The 16,747-nt window shown below is 64.6% G+C and carries 19 protein-coding genes; 14 read left to right on the top strand and 5 right to left on the bottom strand.

From position 1 onward, the window contains the following. The first annotated feature begins 71 nt into the window (after nt 1-71). A complete protein-coding gene (locus tag CH285_RS15165) occupies nt 72-635 on the top strand; it encodes a dihydrofolate reductase family protein (protein ID WP_032366160.1) in 564 nt (187 codons plus the stop codon). A gap of 41 nt (nt 636-676) precedes the next feature. On the opposite strand, the gene CH285_RS15160 is transcribed toward CH285_RS15165, so the two are convergent. After that, a complete protein-coding gene (locus CH285_RS15160; protein ID WP_032366161.1) occupies nt 677-973 on the bottom strand; it encodes a DUF503 domain-containing protein in 297 nt (98 codons plus the stop codon). A gap of 72 nt (nt 974-1,045) precedes the next feature. After that, nucleotides 1,046-4,591, bottom strand: coding sequence for a carboxylic acid reductase (gene car / locus CH285_RS15155; protein WP_179271315.1), 3,546 nt, complete (start codon nt 4,589-4,591; stop codon nt 1,046-1,048). A 332-nt stretch (nt 4,592-4,923) separates the two neighbouring features. Between car and CH285_RS15150 the strand changes: the two genes are divergently transcribed. Continuing rightward, on the top strand, nt 4,924-6,720 hold the full coding sequence (locus tag CH285_RS15150) for an acyl-CoA dehydrogenase (RefSeq protein ID WP_094643226.1): 1,797 nt from the start codon (nt 4,924-4,926) through the stop codon (nt 6,718-6,720). A 34-nt stretch (nt 6,721-6,754) separates the two neighbouring features. After that, nucleotides 6,755-7,516 (top strand): SDR family NAD(P)-dependent oxidoreductase, encoded by a 762-nt coding sequence (locus CH285_RS15145; RefSeq protein ID WP_027497177.1) that lies wholly within the window; start codon nt 6,755-6,757, stop codon nt 7,514-7,516. A gap of 15 nt (nt 7,517-7,531) precedes the next feature. Here the strand turns inward: CH285_RS15145 and CH285_RS15140 are convergent, their stop codons facing one another. The 3 genes from CH285_RS15140 to CH285_RS27965 all read right to left on the bottom strand — a co-directional run bounded on the left by CH285_RS15140 (nt 7,532) and on the right by CH285_RS27965 (nt 9,311). Further along, entirely contained in the window at nt 7,532-8,794 is a 1,263-nt protein-coding gene (locus tag CH285_RS15140) for a cupin domain-containing protein (RefSeq protein WP_052053295.1), read from the bottom strand. Continuing rightward, on the bottom strand, nt 8,791-9,045 hold the full coding sequence (locus CH285_RS15135; protein WP_027497175.1) for a hypothetical protein: 255 nt from the start codon (nt 9,043-9,045) through the stop codon (nt 8,791-8,793). The genes CH285_RS15140 and CH285_RS15135 overlap by 4 nt, the downstream gene beginning before the upstream one ends. 104 nt (nt 9,046-9,149) lie before the next feature. Then, nucleotides 9,150-9,311 carry a hypothetical protein gene (locus CH285_RS27965; RefSeq protein WP_176458614.1) on the bottom strand — a complete coding sequence of 54 codons (162 nt, stop codon included), beginning with the start codon at nt 9,309-9,311 and terminating at the stop codon, nt 9,150-9,152. Between the two features lie 44 nt (nt 9,312-9,355). Here CH285_RS27965 and idi point away from each other — a divergent pair, with 44 nt between their 5' ends. From idi to CH285_RS15080, 11 genes are all read left to right on the top strand, one after another. After that, a complete protein-coding gene (gene idi / locus CH285_RS15130) occupies nt 9,356-9,964 on the top strand; it encodes an isopentenyl-diphosphate Delta-isomerase (protein WP_032366164.1) in 609 nt (202 codons plus the stop codon). Between the two features lie 69 nt (nt 9,965-10,033). Next, nucleotides 10,034-10,615 (top strand): NUDIX hydrolase, encoded by a 582-nt coding sequence (locus CH285_RS15125; protein ID WP_094643265.1) that lies wholly within the window; start codon nt 10,034-10,036, stop codon nt 10,613-10,615. Between the two features lie 67 nt (nt 10,616-10,682). Then, on the top strand, nt 10,683-11,288 hold the full coding sequence (locus CH285_RS15120) for a CDP-alcohol phosphatidyltransferase family protein (RefSeq protein WP_032366166.1): 606 nt from the start codon (nt 10,683-10,685) through the stop codon (nt 11,286-11,288). Nucleotides 11,289-11,290: 2 nt separating this feature from the next. Beyond that, a complete protein-coding gene (locus CH285_RS15115; RefSeq protein ID WP_032366220.1) occupies nt 11,291-12,145 on the top strand; it encodes a DUF881 domain-containing protein in 855 nt (284 codons plus the stop codon). A gap of 56 nt (nt 12,146-12,201) precedes the next feature. Further along, a complete protein-coding gene (locus tag CH285_RS15110) occupies nt 12,202-12,582 on the top strand; it encodes a small basic family protein (RefSeq protein ID WP_027497171.1) in 381 nt (126 codons plus the stop codon). A 3-nt stretch (nt 12,583-12,585) separates the two neighbouring features. Beyond that, nucleotides 12,586-13,317 carry a DUF881 domain-containing protein gene (locus tag CH285_RS15105; RefSeq protein ID WP_027497170.1) on the top strand — a complete coding sequence of 244 codons (732 nt, stop codon included), beginning with the start codon at nt 12,586-12,588 and terminating at the stop codon, nt 13,315-13,317. A gap of 40 nt (nt 13,318-13,357) precedes the next feature. Continuing rightward, a complete protein-coding gene (gene gcvH / locus CH285_RS15100; RefSeq protein WP_027497169.1) occupies nt 13,358-13,762 on the top strand; it encodes a glycine cleavage system protein GcvH in 405 nt (134 codons plus the stop codon). Nucleotides 13,763-13,991: 229 nt separating this feature from the next. Beyond that, nucleotides 13,992-14,489, top strand: a complete 498-nt coding sequence (gene garA, locus CH285_RS15095; RefSeq protein WP_027497168.1) for a glycogen accumulation regulator GarA — start codon at nt 13,992-13,994, stop codon at nt 14,487-14,489. Further along, the gene (gene ftsR, locus CH285_RS15090; protein ID WP_027497167.1) at nt 14,486-15,223 is read left to right on the top strand and encodes a transcriptional regulator FtsR; all 738 of its coding nucleotides are present in this window, start codon (nt 14,486-14,488) and stop codon (nt 15,221-15,223) included. Before garA ends, ftsR begins: the two co-directional genes overlap by 4 nt. 97 nt (nt 15,224-15,320) lie before the next feature. Further along, complete coding sequence (locus CH285_RS15085) at nt 15,321-15,794, top strand: bifunctional nuclease family protein (RefSeq protein WP_027497166.1); 474 nt, start codon at nt 15,321-15,323, stop codon at nt 15,792-15,794. 413 nt (nt 15,795-16,207) lie between these two features. After that, entirely contained in the window at nt 16,208-16,747 is a 540-nt protein-coding gene (locus tag CH285_RS15080; protein ID WP_157226114.1) for a MerR family transcriptional regulator, read from the top strand.

Raw genomic sequence — 16,747 nt, 5'->3', positions numbered from 1 at the left:
TCGGTTCGACGCGTGGTTTACGATTCCGGCACCTGCTCCGCTTTCTCCTTGAACCGAACTGAGGATTGCCCATGCGCACCGTGATCGTGACCGCGTTCGTTTCGCTCGACGGCGTCATGGAGGGACCGGGTGGGGAAGTCGGCTACCGCAACGCAGGGTGGACGTTCAAGGACATCGAATTCGATCCTGCGGCGTACGAAATCAAGGGCCGTGAGCAGGACGAGGCCACGGCCATGCTGCTGGGCCGAACCTCCTACGAGGCATTTGCCCCGATCTGGCCCACAATGGACGACTTCTCCGGGTACAACTCGATGCCCAGATACGTGGTGTCGACGACGTTGGAGCGCAGCGACGACCGTTGGCCGGCAACCATTCTGCGCAGCATCGACGACGTCGCCGAACTCCGGGAGACCGAAGGCGGGCCGATCTCGGTGCACGGCAGCGCGACGCTGGGTCGCAGCCTCGCCGACGCCGGTCTCGTCGACCGCTACCACCTGTTGGTCTTCCCGATGCTGCTCGGCGCGGGCAAGCGGCTGTTCAGCTCCAGTGACAAGGCCACGACCCACCTGGATCTGGTGGAGCACGAGGTGTACGGCAACGGCATCCAGAAGCAGGTGTTCGACGTCCGTCGATAACCGTAATCGTCGAAGACCCGGATTCGTCGACAGCGCGCGATTCAGATGTCGTCGCTCTTCAGGGTGCGCCGCCGAACGGCTACGAGATGAAGCTCGGGTCGGGACGCCGCCATCCGCTCGACCCGGTCGAGGATGTCGGTCACGTGCTCGAGGTCGCCGGCTACCACCGACGCTCCGATTTCGGCCCGTCTGTGCAGGTCGCGATGGTCGGTTTCGGCGACCGACACCGCGAATTTTCGATGCAGCTCCGAGATCACGGGCCGAATCACCGAGCGCTTCTCCTTCAGGGAGTGCACGTCGCCCAACAAAAAATCCAGTTCTATCCATCCGATCCACATAGGCTTTCGACTGTACCGCGGTAGTGGGCGGGGCTACCTGGTGCGAGCCGAAGGGCCCGCACCAGGTAACGGTCAGCTCTTGGCCACCAGGCCGAGTGCTACCAGATCGGCCAGATACTTCTCGATCAGTTCTCGCCCGAGGTGTGGGATATCGCCGACAGCCGACGCGAATTCGTCTGCCGGCAGGATTGCTCCCGACGACGGGTGCTGGGGATGCGCGTAGGAGTGGATCAGCGGCAACAACGAGTGTGACCGTTGTTTCTCCGGTAGTTCCTGAACTGCCGCGCTGAACCTTTCGAACCATTCGTCGTAGTCGTCGACGATCTCGATGGTGCAGCCCGCGTCACGTAGCCAATCGACGAACGTATCAAGCGATATGTCGTCGTCGTGGGGGTTCAGGATGTCGAAGGTTCGGTAGCCTGCCACGTCGTCGCCCGCGATCGAGGTGATGGCCGCTGCACTGAAGTCCGCAGGCAATCCGTCGTAATGAGCCAGTGGCCTGCCCTGCTCGTCGGTGGGCGCTCCGGTGTCGGTGGCATAGAAGCTTCTCGGTGCCAGCCCGGTTGCGACCACCGACAGGATCAGTCGCGTGAATACGTCGGGGACGTTCAGCTGACCGGACCAGGTGCTGTGGGCGAGGATCATGTCGGACCGGAAGACCGAGACGGGAAGCGAGTATTCGTCGAAAGCGTTGCGCAACAACACTTCGCCTGCCCACTTGGAGTTTCCGTAACCGTTGGCGTACGACTCGTCGACTGCTCGTTGCGCACTGTCGACCCGAATGTCACCGTTCTCGTGGAAGTCGTCGACACCGACGGCAACCGCGACCGTCGACAGGTAGGTCACCGGCTTGATGTGGTCGGTCAAGGCCAACCGGATCACCTCGGCCGTTCCGACGACGTTCGGTCCGAAGAGGTGCTCGTACGGCAGCGCGTGATTGACCAGTGCTGCCGGGTGCACGACGCGGTCCACGCGGCGGGAAAGCTCTTCCCAGACATCGTCGGTCAACCCGAACCGGGGAGTGCCCAGATCGCCTGCAATCACGTCGAGTGCGGCGTCGGCCAAGGCGCGGTATCGATCGGACAACGTCGCGTCCCCGCTGTCGAAGGCGGCGTCGAGCCGACCGCGGGCATCGGCATCGGAGCGTCCGCGCACCAGGCAGATGACTCTTCCGCCGGCGGCTGCCATCTTCTCGAGCCATTCGAGGCACAGAAACCTGCCCAGGTAGCCGTTCGCTCCCGTCAGCAGCACGGTGTTCGTTACCGGCCGAGGGCCTGGAATTCGATGAGCGGCATCGAGCAGGGAGGCGTCCAGAAATGCCGACAGGGTCAGATCCGATGCGAGCGCGACGGAAGCGTCGCGTCCGTGAACCGACGCGAATGTCGCTGTGTCGGAATCGTTGTCGATCGCGGACGTGATGTAGTCGGCAAGAGCCGCCAAGTCCATTGCGGGTCCGGTGATCACCCCGACCGCGACGTCGACGTCGTAGATGTCGCGCAGCAATGTGGAAAACGTCAACGCCGACAACGAGTCACCACCGAGATCGGTGAAGTGGGCATCGGGCCGGATGTCCGCGCCCGAACAGCCGAGCAGAGCCTGGGCGGCGTCCCCGACCGTGGCGAGCACGGGTGCCTGGGCACCGGAACGCCGGAGCTCACGCAGTCGATCGGTCTGCCCCGATTCGAGTTCTGCGTAGCGACGCTCGAGTTCGTCGCCGTACCGCTCGACGAGTTTGGGACGCAATTGCTTTCCGGCACCCGACAGCAAACCGTTGTCCTGAGTGAAGGGCTCGCGTTCGAGCACGACCTCGCGAGGTATCTCGTACGAATTCAGCGACTCCGTGCGAGCGATCCGCTGTAGCGACTCCATGATCGCGCCCGCAGTCGAGTTCGCGTGGGCAGGAACGACGATCGCCAACAGATACGACCGCTGGCTGTTGCCGTACAGGAAGATCTGGTCCACCAGCTCGCTCGTACCGAACACCGCTTCCAGGCGCGCCAACGCGACGAATTCGCCCTGGGCCAACTTCAGTACGTTCTTGCGACGATCCACGTATGCGAGCCGGTCCGGTTCCAGCTCGGCCACGACATCGCCGGTGCGGTAGAACCCGTCCGAATCGAAGACGTCTGCGGTCACATCGGGCCGCTTGTAGTAGCCGGGGATGATCGACGTCGTCTTGAGTAGGAGCTCACCACGTGGATGGGGAGTGTCGGTGGAGAAATAGCCGAGTTCGGGCACGTCGTCCAACTTGTATTCGAGAACCGGTGGCCGCGCGACAATCCCGTCGAGAAGTACCATTCCGGCTTCGGTCGAGCCGTAATTGTCGCGAACCCGAACGTCGAGCAAGTCGGTCACGAAATCCTTGACCTCGGCGGCGATGGGTGCAGTGCCCACCATTGCAGCCAGGATTCGTCCACCGAACTGCTCGGACCGCACGCGCTCGAGCACGCCTCGCGAAATCTGCTCGTGTTCGCCCGCATCGGTACCGTCGACCGCACGATCGATTTCGGCGAGCACGGTGTGGCGAATCATCTCGCACACCCGCGGAATCAACAACGCCAGCGTGGGGCGCGCCAGAGCGAAGTCCTCGAACAACGTGGACAGGTCGCTGGAGCCGGCGAAATGAACCGTGCCGCCCGCCGCCAGAGTCGAGAAAACGAGCCCGCGGCCCGCAAGGTGGCTCATCGGTAGGTAGTCGAGAGTGATGACGGGAAAAGCCGGCTCGTCGACACCCTCGGACGAGGCACCCGTCCGATGCCAGGCCCCGGTCCACGCACCGGACACGATCTGCTCGGTATGCATCGCCCCTTTCGGAGTACCGGTGCTGCCGGAGGTGTAGATCAGTGCGGCGAGGCGCTCGGGATCCTCGACGTCGAACAACGGCACCTGGGGGAGTCGGGAACCCTCGTCCACCAGTTCGGTGAGCGGTCGAACAGCAATGCCGGACCCGTGGACACCCTCGCGCGCGGACGTCAGCGCGCGGGTGTCGGCATCGATTCGGTCGTCGTAGTCGAGTACGACCACTGTGCGGATCGACCGGCAGTGACCGGCGACCTCCATCGCGACGGCGAGGTTGTCCACGTCGGAGGCCAGGACCACCGGCTCGACCTCGTCGACGATGGCCCTCAGTTGACCCGCGGTGGCTCCGGCCTGAAGTGGAACTGCGACTGCGCCAACACGGATTGTGGCCAGTTCGGTGATCACGTAGTCGATGCCGGCGAAACCGAGCGTGGCCACGAAGTCGCCCGCAGCGATGCCGCCGTCGTCGTGACCGAGGGCGGACGCCAAGGCTCCCGCGTCGGCCCAGGCCTGCCCGTAGGTCACCGTGTCGAATCGGGGGAGCAAGCGAGCGGTAGTGCTGCCGTCGGTGTCCTCGATCGTGCGCGCGCGGCGTCCCAGGGCGGGGCGGTCGGCGTACCTGGTCATGATCTCGGCAACCACGCGAGCGAGGTTGGGTGCCAGTTCACGAGCCGCGTCGGCAACCGACCGATCCGGTTCGGCAGCCCGGAACTCCGGATCGCTGTCGTGAAGATGCTGGAAACGGTCTCGTTGGCGGATGTCTCGATCGTGTTCGCTGTCGACGGCCACTGTGCTTTTCATGGCAATTGTTCGGGTCATGCTTCGCTCCCCTCCACGATGCACCGGACGACGCCGGATCATCGTGCTCGTACGTCGAATATCGTTATCAAAGGTAAGTATATGCCCGTGGCCGAGTAGGTAATCGTGACGCTGCTCATAGTCCAATTGGCCGGAAATGTCTGTGTTTCAACCTTTCTCGCGTACTGCTATGCCGGGCAACCGTCGTGTATCCGGGCGGCGTAGGTACTCGATGTGGACGACCGAACTCGACTTGTATGGTGAGTTGCACGTCACGTGCGACGCGGTTGCCGCTCCCTCGTAGAGCTCACGCCGTCGGCTCACGCGTCACCCCTCTCGATCGGAGCAGCGAAATGTCGGACGTTCTCTCACGCCGCGACCTGGATTTTCTGTTGTACGAATGGCTCGATGTTGTTGCGTTGACGGAGCGGCCACGTTTTGCGGAACACTCGCGCGAAACGTTCGATGCGGTACTGGACCTGAGCGCAGACATCGCCCACAAGCATTTCGCCCCGCACAACAAGAAGGCCGATGCACAGGAGCCCACCATGAACAGGGATGGTGCGGTGGAGCTGATCCCCGAGGTGAAGGCCGCTCTCGACGTGTACCGCGACGCGGGGTTGATGGCCGGGCAGTTCGACGAATCGATCGGCGGTATGCAGTTGCCCGCCACCGTCTCTCGTGCTGCCATGGCGTTCTTCCAGGCTGCAAATGCTGGAACGTCGTCTTATCCGTTCCTGACGATGGCCAACGCCAATCTGATCGCCACCTACGGCAGCCCGGAGCAGGTGCGCGACTACGTGCGGCCCATGATCGACGGGCGTTGGTTCGGCACCATGTGCTTGTCCGAACCGCAGGCCGGGTCGTCGCTGGCGGACATCACCACGAAGGCTGTGCCGCAGGACGACGGCAGCTACCGGCTCACCGGTACCAAGATGTGGATCTCCGGTGGAGATCACGAACTGACCGAGAACATCGTGCACCTGGTTCTGGCGAAGACGCCGGGTGGACCTCCCGGCGTCAAAGGGATCTCGCTGTTCATCGTTCCCAAGTTCCTGCCGAACGGTGAGGGCGGCATCGCCGAACGTAACGACATCGTGCTGACCGGGCTCAATCACAAGATGGGCAACCGCGGTACCACCAACACTCTGCTCGCGTTCGGCGACGGAACCCATTCTCCCGGTGGGAAAGCCGGGGCAGTCGGCTATCTCGTCGCCGAGGAGAACCGTGGTCTGTCGTACATGTTCCACATGATGAACGAGGCCCGGATCGGCGTCGGATTCCTGGCGATCGCACTCGGCTACGTCGGCTACCTGAAGTCCGTCGAGTACGCGAAGACGCGCACCCAGGGACGGCCACTGGGAGCCAAGGATCCTGCCGCGCCTCCGGTCGCTTTGATCGAGCACGCCGACGTGCGCCGAATGTTGTTGGCGCAGAAGTCGTATGTCGAGGGGGCATTGGCCCTCGGGCTCTACTGCTCGCGTTTGGTGGACCACCAGGATTCGGCATCGGACGCCGCCGACGCAGCTCGATCGACACTGTTGCTCGACGTACTGACACCGATCGCCAAGAGTTGGCCCTCGCAGTGGTGTCTCGAGGCCAACAGTCTTGCCATTCAGGTGCACGGGGGTTACGGCTACACCCGCGACTACGACGTGGAACAGCACTACCGCGACAACCGGCTCAACCCCATTCACGAAGGTACACACGGCATTCAGGGCTTGGACCTACTCGGCCGCAAGGTCGTCATGCAGAACGGTGCCGGGTTGGCGCTGCTCGCCGAGCGAATCGCCGAGACCGTGACGCGAGCATCGACTCACGGGGGAGCGGCCGAGCAGTACGGCACCGAGCTGAACAACAGGTTCTCGAGGATCGTCGAGGTCACCGCCGCAGTCTGGGGTACCGGTGACGCCGCCGTGGCGTTGGCGAATTCCACGGCCTACCTCGAGGCAATGGGCCACACGGTCATCGCGTGGATGTGGCTCGAGCAGCTGCTTGCCGTGGGAGACCGAATCGGAGACTTCTACGACGGAAAGCGCTCTGCTGCACGGTACTTCTTCGTCTACGAGCTACCGAAGGTCGATGCACAGCTCGATCTGCTGGCGCTTCTCGATCGAACGACCCTCGATATGTCACCCGCCTGGTTCTGAGCACGAGACACCCGATACAAGGAGATTTCAGAACATGTCGATCTTGGACAAATTCCGCCTCGACGGCCGCGTCGTCATCGTCACGGGCGCATCGTCCGGTTTGGGAGTGTCTTTCGCGAAAGCGGCGGCCGAGGCCGGAGCCGACGTGGTGCTGGCCGCCCGTCGCGTCGACAAGTTGGCACAGACTGCCGCACTGATCGACAGCGTCGGTGGGCGTTCGCTGAGCGTGGCAACCGATGTGGTCGATCCCGACCAGTGCACGGCCATGGTCGAGGCCGCCGTCGCCGAGTTCGGCAAGGTGGACGTGCTGATCAACAACGCCGGCGTCGGCACGGCGTACCCCGCCACCCGTGAGACTCCCGAGCAGTTCCGCTCTGTCATCGACATCAACCTGAACGGCTCCTACTGGGCCGCTCAGGCGTGTGGACGGGTGATGCAGCCCGGAAGCTCGATCGTGAACATATCCAGCATTCTGGGGCTCACCACCGCCGGTCTGCCTCAGGCTGCCTACAGTGCCAGCAAGGCGGCCATCGTCGGTCTCACTCGTGACCTCGCGCAACAGTGGGGCGCTCGAAAAGGCATCCGCGTCAACGCTATTGCGCCTGGTTTCTTCGAGAGCGAGATGACCGATTCCTACCAGCCGGGATACCTCGAGGCATTGGCTCCCCGAATGATCCTCGGACGCAAGGGCGACCCCGAAGAACTGGCCGCCACCGCGGTCTGGCTCGCGTCCGACGCGGGCGGATACGTGACGGGCCAGACCATCGCAGTGGACGGCGGCGTGACCATCACCTGATGGTCGGGCTCGCCATCACTCGATGGCGGTGACTGCGATGCCTTCGCGCACGAGCCTGCGACCGACCACGACAGCATCGTCGGTGTCGAGGCCGGGCAGAGAATCCAACCGGCACGGCGATCCTTCGAGCAACAATTCGAGGGCATCGGCGCACTGAGGCGGCATCGACACGGTTTTGTCGCGCAGCACGACAGCCGCGGACTCGGGGGTTCGCACCACTCGCGCGATCACCCCGGCCCTGAGCCGAATCGAGTCCTGACCCCGCAGCGCGCCCATCTGGGCAACACTGCGAACGGGGCGCACCGGTTCGGGTCGAACCAGCTCGTCGTACCGACTCGCAACACGCTCGGTGATCCGATGCAGCGCCTCGGGATCTCGATCCAACTCGTCGAGTGCTCGGCGCATGTCGCCGAGGACGCGGCGTACGTGGGGGAGAACGGACTCGGAGTCGGTCGGGTCCCATCCGGCCGGCAACGGTGCGCGCAGTCCCTCGACGTCCTGAAGAGCACCGAGGGTGTGATGGGCGATGTCGTAATCGTTGAACGACGCGACGCCTATCGTCAGATGCACCGTCGTCTCGCCCAGGGCCTGCGCCGAATGGATCCAGCCGCGCGGGAGATACAGAACGTCACCGGGCTCGAGCACGATGTCCAACTCCGGGGAGTCGTCGGCGTGACGTTCCACTGCTGCTCGTCGGTCCGACCACGGCTGATTGTTCAGTGGATGGCGATGCACCGGCGAGTGAATTGTCCACCGCTTACTACCGGCGATCTGCACGACGAATACGTCGTGAACATCGTAATGCGGCGAAAAGCCCTGGGACGCAGCCGGAGTGACGTAGGAATTGACCTGTACCGGGTGGCCGAGCTCGCGAACGAGCTCGCCGGTGAAAGCAATCAAGGGCGGCCACAGGCGATGCAGGCCCTGCAGCACCAGAGTGTTGCCGGCCGCGAAGGCCGACAGAACCGCCGCGGAATCGACCTGGTCGGTGATCTCGGCGCCGAACCCTCCGGACCCCGTGAACTTGTTCTTCTCCAGTAAACGGCCGTCCTTGGCCATCCGCACGAACGGGGTGCGTACGCCGCGCTCGGCGATCAACTCGTCGACCGCGTCGACCGTCATCAGATCCTCGAACGATCCGGACAGTTCGGCAGATCGGGTGAACTTGGGTGCTGTGCCCCAGTGACGCTCCGCGAAAGTGGCGGCGTCGATTCCGGTGAGACGACGAAGCGCGGACCGGTTGCCCGGTCCGCGCTCGTCGTTCGACTCGATGATCAAGCGGAACCGTCCGCACCGCCGTCGTGTCCGCCGGGGTTGGATCCGCCGTCGGCCGGGCCTTCTCCACCCGCTGGGCCGTCGGCTCCGCCGTCGTGTCCGTCAGGATTCGATCCGCCGTCAGCGGGTCCTTCGCCTGCTCCGGCTGGGCCGTCTGCTCCGCCGTCGTGTCCGCCGGGATTGGATCCGCCGTCAGCGGGTCCTTCGCCTGCAGATCCGCCTGAGGTGGTGATGTCGTCGTCGTTGATGCTCATCGAGGTCCTTCCGTTGATGGAGGTTCGTGCTCTCGCGCAGCGCGGGAACATCGGGGGTATTGACGCAATCTCTGTGATTCAAACAGCGACGGCACCGGGAAATATCACTCCTGATCGTCGGCGATCTCCGGGGCGTTCTCTCGTGTCGCCATCCCACCGCCGCCTCCGCCGTCCACCGGTCCGGGGCGGCCGCCCTTGGGGGAATCCGCCGTGTCGTGTTCGGTCGAGGTGCTGCCGTCTGTCTTGTCCTTGTCGTCCTGTCCCATGGTTCGACACTAGACCGGCCGTCCGTCCGTGGGAGCATGGAACGATGGATCGATCCCCTGCGCAGCACGTGGTGCTGCTCGACGACGAAGGCCGCGCCGTCGGCACCCAGGACAAGACCACGGTGCACACCGAACAGACCCCGCTGCACCTGGCGTTCTCCAGCTACGTGGTGCGTGAGGACGGTGCCGTGTTGCTCACGCGACGGGCGTCGAGCAAGACGACGTGGCCCGGCGTGTTGACGAACAGTTGTTGTGGACATCCAGCACCCGGCGAGGACCTGGAGTCGGCAGTGCTCCGACGCATCGGCGAAGAGCTGGGTCTGCAGGCCCGGTCCGCGGAACTGGTGCTGCCGCATTTTCGGTACCGCGCTGTGATGGACAACGGGATAGTCGAGAACGAGATCTGCCCCGTCTACCGAGTGACGGTCGGCGACGACGCAACACTCGACCCGGATCCTGACGAGGTCGACGAAACGCGATGGGTGTCCTGGTCCGAATTCTCGGCCGACGTGCTCGCAGACCGAATCGATGTATCGCCCTGGTGTCGAACACAAGTGGAGCAACTCGCCGGGTTGGCCGAGCACGCACTGGCCTGGCCCGCGTCCGCCGACGAACTCCTTCCTCCGGCAGCGCGTCTCGCGGATTCCGCATGACGGCAACCGAATCGGTGGGTACTCGTGGCGGGTAGCGACGAATCGAGCGACTGCCTCGGCCGCGACTCGATGGAGCGTGCACTCGGCCACTTCGAGTCTCGGACAGCCGATGCCGAGGGTCTGCGCCACGCAGCTGTTGCTCTGGCGGTCGGCGGGGAGAGAGGAGACCGTCGCCTGCTGTTGACCAGACGGCCGAGCCGATTGCGCGCTCACCCGGGTCAGTACGCACTACCTGGTGGCGGAGTCGATCCGGGCGAAACCCCGGCACAGGCCTGCCTGCGTGAACTCCAGGAAGAGTTGGGCATTCGCACCGACCCGGGGGAGGTACTCGGGCGCCTCGACGATTACGTCACCCGTTCGGGATACGTCATCACACCGTTCGTGGTGTGGGTGGGCGAGTACTCGTCGTCGCTGCAGCCCAGTGCCGACGAGGTGGCCGAAGTGTTCGAGGTGACCGAGGCCGAACTCGATGTCGATGCGGAATTCGTCACGATCCCCGAGTCGCCCCGACCCGTGATTCGGTGGCCGTTCCGAACCGGTGCCATCCATGCTCCCACGGGTGCGATCGTGCACCAGTTTCGTGAAGTGGTCCTTCGCGGTCGACACACCCGGGTCGCGGACTTCGAGCAGCCGGTGTTCGCGTGGCGCTAACGTGGCCTCGAACCGCCGGTGCGCTCGCGCCGGCTGCCACGACGCCCGAGGCGACAGGAGGTGAGCGGTGACGGACAAGAGCGAACTCGAGGTAACGGATCGGATCGCAACTGTTCCCAACCTGCTCAGTGCCGTGCGACTCGCCGGCGTTCCGCTGTTCTTGTTTCTTCTTCTCGGCCCCCAGGCAGACGGCTGGGCGCTGGTCATTTTGCTCGTCAGCGGCGGCACCGACTGGCTCGACGGAAAACTCGCGCGTTTGCTCGGGCAGTCGTCGCGGCTGGGGGCGATTCTCGACCCGCTCGTCGATCGCTTGTACGTCGTCAGCACGCTGGTCGCATTCGTGGTGCGCGGCATCATCCCGTGGTGGGTCGCTGCCATCCTGATCGGGCGAGACGCGGTTCTCGGCCTGACCATGTTCGTCTACCGACGTCGCTCCCTCCCGCCTCCGGACGTGATCTATCTCGGGAAGGCAGCCACGTTCGTGGTCATGATCGCGCTGCCGGTGCTGTTGGTCTCCGTGGGCACCGGTTCCGTGGCCGACGCCGCTGGGCCCCTCGGTTACGCGCTCCTGATCTGGGGGACGGTGCTGTACACGTGGACCGGTGCGTTGTACCTCGGCAAGGCAGTGGCCGTCGCGCGAGCGATCGCGCCCACCTCCGCACCGGGCAGGTGACGGTGCAGCCACCAGCACGACCGAAGAGGAACCCGACTCCGTCACTGCTCACATCGCTGTTGACGGATCACCTCGATCCGGGTTACGCAGCCGCTGCCGTCGAACGGTCGGCGCACCACGTGCGTACCCCTAGGGTGCCGCCTGTCCTCTGGCTGATCACCGGTGCCGTCGCTGTCGGAGTGGTCTTCGGGGTCGCGATGTCGCAGCTGGCCTCCGACGCGGCGGAGATCGACCGGGCCAGTGCCGACGCCTCTGCTGCAGTGCGTGCTGCCCAGGAGCGTGAGGCCGAACTGGACGTCACGAGGGACGAACTCGCAGCCCAGGTATCGACCGAGCGTGATCGCGCGCTCCAGTCCGATGCTGCCGGGAGCGAGCTCCTGGACCGTCTCGATGCGGTCGAGTCGGCGGCCGGTATCGACTCGGTGACCGGTCCCGGCTTGTCGGTCGTCGTGACAGAACCTGCCGCAGGCGGTGCATCCAACAGATCGGTCCGTACCGGTTCCGGCGCAACCGTTCTCGACCGCGACATCGCTGCCGTCGTCAACTCCCTGTGGGCCAGCGGCGCCGAAGCGGTGTCCGTCGACGGCAATCGAGTCGGGCCGAACGTGACGATCAGACAGGCAGGCGGCGCGATGCTGCTCGACAATCGCCCGATCACCTCGCCCTACGACATCGATGCGATCGGTCCACCGCAGCGCATTCAGGTGCAGTTCGCCGTCAGCGACGCGTACCTGCGCATGAGCACGGTCGCTCAGCTCTACGGTGTCGGTTTCTCGGTACGGCCTGCCACCGATCTCGAGTTCGGGCCGGCCGTCGCCAGGGAGTCGTTCGAGGCGAAGGAGGTGGCCCCACGATGACGGCGAGTGACGTCCCGGACGTCGAGGCATCCGACTCCGGCAGCCCCGGTCCCGAGGTGCCCGGCGGCACCGAGCCCGCCGCCACCGGCCGCGCCGGATTCGCGCTCGCAGCATTGGTCGCGCTCGTCGTCGGAGTCGTGATCGGTCTCGTCGCCGGGCCTCGAGTTCCAGCAGTCGTCGCCCCATACCTGCCGATCGCCGTCGTGGCCGCTATCGATGCAGTGTTCGGCGGCGTGCGCGCCTTTCTCGACGGCATTTTCGACGCCAAGGTGTTCGTCGTGTCCTTCGTCTTCAACGTCCTCGTCGCGGCGCTCATCGTGTGGCTCGGCGATCAGCTCGGAGTCGGAACGCAACTGTCCACCGCCATCGTCGTCGTGCTCGGAATACGTATCTTCGGCAACGCCGCTGCGTTGCGCCGACGGCTTTTCGGTGCCTGACCGATGAACGCAGGCCCCGGACGGCACGGTCGGCGCACCCGACGTGGACAGCGCACGTGGTTCGGCATTCTCGCTCTCGTGTTGATGTGTGCCCTCGGAATCGGAATCGCGACACAGGTGCGGGAAACGAGCACGTCGGGCAATCTGGAGAACTCGCGGCCCGAGGACCTTTTGGTGGTGTTGGACTCCCTGACGCGACGCGAGGCGTCGATCCGCGACGAGATCAGCGCGCTTCAAGGCACGCTCGCCACCCTCCGGCAGTCCGGTTCCGGGTCGGACGCCGCGGTGGCGGAAGCCCAGGAAAGATTGTCCGCGTTGTCCATTCAGATCGGCACCGTGGCGGCCCGAGGACCCGGCGTCACGTTGACGATCGACGACACCGACGCCGGCGTCGGAGCAGAGGTTCTGCTCGACGCGTTGCAGGAGCTGCGGGCCGCCGGTGCCGAGGCGTTGCAGATCGACGGTGGTGGGGTCGCCGTCCGCATCGGTGTGGATTCGTGGATGGCCGGACCGGCCGGCCGAGTCGTGGTGGACGGCCGAGAACTACGCGCTCCCTACACCTTCACTGCCATCGGAGATCCGGCGACTCTGGAAGCTGCACTGAACATTCCGGGAGGGGTGATCGACACGGTCGCCCGCAACGGGGCGAGCTCGCGAGTCGAGCGATCGGACCAGGTCACGGTCTCCGCCTTGCGAGATCCGCGCCCACGTCAATACGCTCAGCCCGGAAACTGATCGCCCGCTCGCCCCGGGCACGATGGAAGGGAATGCCGCGTTGAGCGACATCGACACACCAGCTGATCTGCTTTACACCCCCGAGCACGAGTGGGTGCAGCGGACGGGGCCTGCGACGGTTCGAATCGGTATCACCGACTACGCCCAGACTCAGTTGGGCGACGTCGTGTTCGTTCAGCTTCCGGCGATCGGTGACAGCGTCACCGCGGGCGAGTCTCTCGGTGAAGTGGAATCGACCAAGAGCGTGTCCGACGTGTTCAGTCCTCTCACGGCCAAAGTCGTTGCCGTGAACGAAGATCTGGATTCCGAACCCGAGAAGGTGAACTCCGGACCGTACACCGGCGGGTGGCTGATCGAGCTCGAGGTCGCATCCTCGGAGGCATTGGACGCGGCGCTGGCACCGATGCTCGATGCCGCCGGATATGCTCTCATCACAGCTGAGTGACGAAGGGCCGTACACACCGGCCAACCGACCACAGGTCCTCGGCGCGCAGGGTACGGTCGACACCGAGCGAACAGCCTGTCGGGGCGAAGGTCGCGCATGGTGAGTGGTCCGCCACGCACCGAGGAACCGAAACGCACCACCGAACGCCAGCAGAACCAGAAGTGAAGACCATGTACTGCGTTACCCGAGGTGATCGTTGCCCGGGTCAACGGACTGAGAAGGAGTAACGGTGAGCCAGAACGACAACGACAGCAACTACGGGGAGTCGCCGGCCGAGACCACCTCGGTCTTCCGCGCCGATTTCCTCCAGGAGCTGGACAACTCCGCTACCGCCCAGAGCACCGAAGCTCCGGTATCGGGTGTCGAGGGCTTGCCTGTCGGAGCTGCCCTGCTCGTCGTCAAGCGTGGTCCCAACGCCGGATCCCGATTCCTGCTCGACCAGCCGACCACGTCGGCCGGTCGTCACCCCGACAGCGACATCTTCCTCGACGACGTCACCGTGAGCCGTCGACATGCAGAGTTCCGCCAGGACGAGGACGACTTCCAGGTCGTCGACGTGGGCAGCCTCAACGGCACCTACGTCAACCGTGAGCCGGTCGACTCCGCCGTGCTCGCCAACGGTGACGAGGTGCAGATCGGCAAGTTCCGTCTGGTCTTCCTCACCGGGCCGCGTGGCGGCAATGGATCTGCAGTCGGCGAGTCGTCTGCGGGTGCAGGAAGCCAGTGACCGCCGTCGGGCAGCAGTCCAGCGGGGGGATGTCGATTGGCTCCGTCCTCGATCGACTCCGGCCCGACTTTCCCGACGTGACTATCTCGAAGATCAGATTCCTCGAAGCCGAGGGTCTGATCTCTCCGGAGCGCACTCCGTCGGGCTATCGGCGTTTCTCGATCGCGGACTGCGAACGGCTGCGGTTCGTGCTCACCGCTCAGCGTGATCAGTACCTGCCGCTGAAGGTGATCAAGGAACAACTCGAAGCGATCGACCACGGCGTTGCAACCGTCGAGAGAGCAGACGCCTCGGTCAAGCGCCCACGGTCGTTGACGATCGCGGCCGGTGAAGTCTCGCCGGAGGAGTTCCTGCCCGATCGCGAGGTCCGCATCAGCAAGGCAGATCTACTGGCTCAGGCCGGCATCGACGACGCCTTCCTGACCGAGTTGTTGCGCAGCGGTCTGATCACTCCCGGGCAGGCCGGGTTCTACGACGACGGTGCCGTCACGCTCGCTCGTACCGCGCACGCGATGTTGCAGTTCGGGCTCGAGGTTCGTCACCTCCGTGCGTTCAAGCTCGCGGCGGACCGCGAAGCGGGTCTCGTCGCTCAGATCGCCGGGCCGGTCGCCAAGGGGCGCGATGCCGGTGCACGTGATCGTGCCGAAGAGATGATCCGGGAATTGGCAGCTCTGTCGTTGACCTTGCATACGTGTCTGGTCAAAGCAGCGGTGCGTGGTGCGCTCGACCGGTGAGGTTCGCTCGCGCCGGTTCGGATTCCAATAGACTCGGTTCTGGTGAGCTGGACCAGCGACGACCAGCGAAGATTTCTCGAGGTGTGAGGTGGACACGATGAGTGAAATGCGTGTGGTCGGTATTCGTGTCGAACAGCCGCAGAACCAGCCCGTGTTGCTGCTGCGTGAATCCGACGGAGATAGGTACCTCCCGATTTGGATCGGCCAAACCGAAGCTGCCGCAATAGCTTTGGAGCAGCAAGGTGTGCAGCCGGCTCGGCCGCTGACGCACGATCTGGTGAAGAACCTGATCTCTGCGTTGGGGCACGAGCTCAAGGAGGTGCGCATCGTGGACCTCCAGGAAGGCACCTTCTACGCCGATCTCGTATTCGACAAGGACATCCGCGTGTCGGCGAGGCCGTCGGATTCGGTTGCCATCGCGCTCCGTGCCGGAGTCCCGATCTATGCGGAGGAGCCTGTGCTCGCCGAGGCCGGCCTGCTGATGCCGGACGAGCGGGAGGACGAGGTGGAGAAGTTCAAGGAATTCCTCGAATCGGTGTCGCCGGACGACTTCAAGGCCACCGACGGGTAACGGAATAGTCTCAACCTCAACTTTAGGTTCAGGTTTACGGCGCGTTGCGTTGAATCTGGTCGATCGCCCCCATAACGTTCGTGCCAGTGAAGTTCATCGCCGGCGCAGTCCGGACCGACGCAGTTCACGCCTCTTCGGTTGCCGCCGAGGCGTAGTCTGGCCCTGGTACACGGTATGACTTCACGCGAGTACACCGAGGCGTTCAGGCGCGCTTCGGACGGATCCCAGTACTGACTGGATCCGAACGCAGTGAGACATCCGAGAGGGAGCAGTCAGTGGGAGATCAGCCGCAGCAGCATCACGGCAGTCGAGAATCCGACGCCGCAAGCCGGACAGAGGACGCGTCCGCAGCCGATGCTCGGGTCGAGACCCCCGACGAGGCGTCGAATCGCCCTGTCGCACAGTCGCAGGACATTCAACCCGGCCTGTTCCCCGACGATTCGGTGCCCGACGAACTCGTCGGATACCGCGTACCCAGCGCGTGCCAGATTGCCGGCATCACCTATCGGCAACTCGACTACTGGGCTCGTACGGGCCTGGTCGTACCGTCCATCCGAGGCGCAGCAGGTTCGGGCAGCCAGCGGCTGTACTCGTTCAAGGACATGCTGGTCCTCAAGATCGTCAAGCGCCTACTCGACACCGGAATCTCGTTGCAGAACATCCGCGTCGCGGTGGATCACCTGCGCCAGCGTGGCGTGGGCGACCTCGCCAACATCACCCTGTTCTCCGACGGCACCACCGTCTACGAGTGCACGTCGGCCGAGGAAGTAGTCGACCTGCTGCAGGGCGGGCAGGGCGTCTTCGGTATCGCCGTCAACGGCGCGATGCGCGAGCTCACCGGCACCATCGCCGACTTCCCGGCCGAGCGAGCAGACGGCGGAGAGAGCCAGCCGAGCCCCGAAGACGAACTGGCGTCCCGCCGCAAGAATCGCGCGAGTCGTAAGACCGGCTAG

It is taken from the genome of Rhodococcus sp. 05-2256-B1 (assembly GCF_002258465.1).
GTDB classification, from domain to species: domain Bacteria; phylum Actinomycetota; class Actinomycetes; order Mycobacteriales; family Mycobacteriaceae; genus Rhodococcoides; species Rhodococcoides fascians.
The sequence above is the reverse complement of the archived record's forward strand: the minus strand, read 5'-3'. Positions and strand labels throughout refer to the sequence as shown.

Bases quoted from the DNA above. Each gene is read 5' to 3' on its own strand.
- CH285_RS15165 (WP_032366160.1), top strand. From the start codon at position 72: ATGCGCACCGTGATCGTGACCGCGTTCGTTTCGCTCGACGGCGTCATG.
- CH285_RS15160 (WP_032366161.1), bottom strand. From the start codon at position 973: ATGTGGATCGGATGGATAGAACTGGATTTTTTGTTGGGCGACGTGCAC.
- car (WP_179271315.1), bottom strand. From the start codon at position 4,591: ATGACCCGAACAATTGCCATGAAAAGCACAGTGGCCGTCGACAGCGAA.
- CH285_RS15150 (WP_094643226.1), top strand. From the start codon at position 4,924: ATGTCGGACGTTCTCTCACGCCGCGACCTGGATTTTCTGTTGTACGAA.
- CH285_RS15145 (WP_027497177.1), top strand. From the start codon at position 6,755: ATGTCGATCTTGGACAAATTCCGCCTCGACGGCCGCGTCGTCATCGTC.
- CH285_RS15135 (WP_027497175.1), bottom strand. From the start codon at position 9,045: ATGAGCATCAACGACGACGACATCACCACCTCAGGCGGATCTGCAGGC.
- CH285_RS27965 (WP_176458614.1), bottom strand. From the start codon at position 9,311: ATGGGACAGGACGACAAGGACAAGACAGACGGCAGCACCTCGACCGAA.
- idi (WP_032366164.1), top strand. From the start codon at position 9,356: ATGGATCGATCCCCTGCGCAGCACGTGGTGCTGCTCGACGACGAAGGC.
- CH285_RS15125 (WP_094643265.1), top strand. From the start codon at position 10,034: ATGGAGCGTGCACTCGGCCACTTCGAGTCTCGGACAGCCGATGCCGAG.
- CH285_RS15105 (WP_027497170.1), top strand. From the start codon at position 12,586: ATGAACGCAGGCCCCGGACGGCACGGTCGGCGCACCCGACGTGGACAG.
- CH285_RS15085 (WP_027497166.1), top strand. From the start codon at position 15,321: ATGAGTGAAATGCGTGTGGTCGGTATTCGTGTCGAACAGCCGCAGAAC.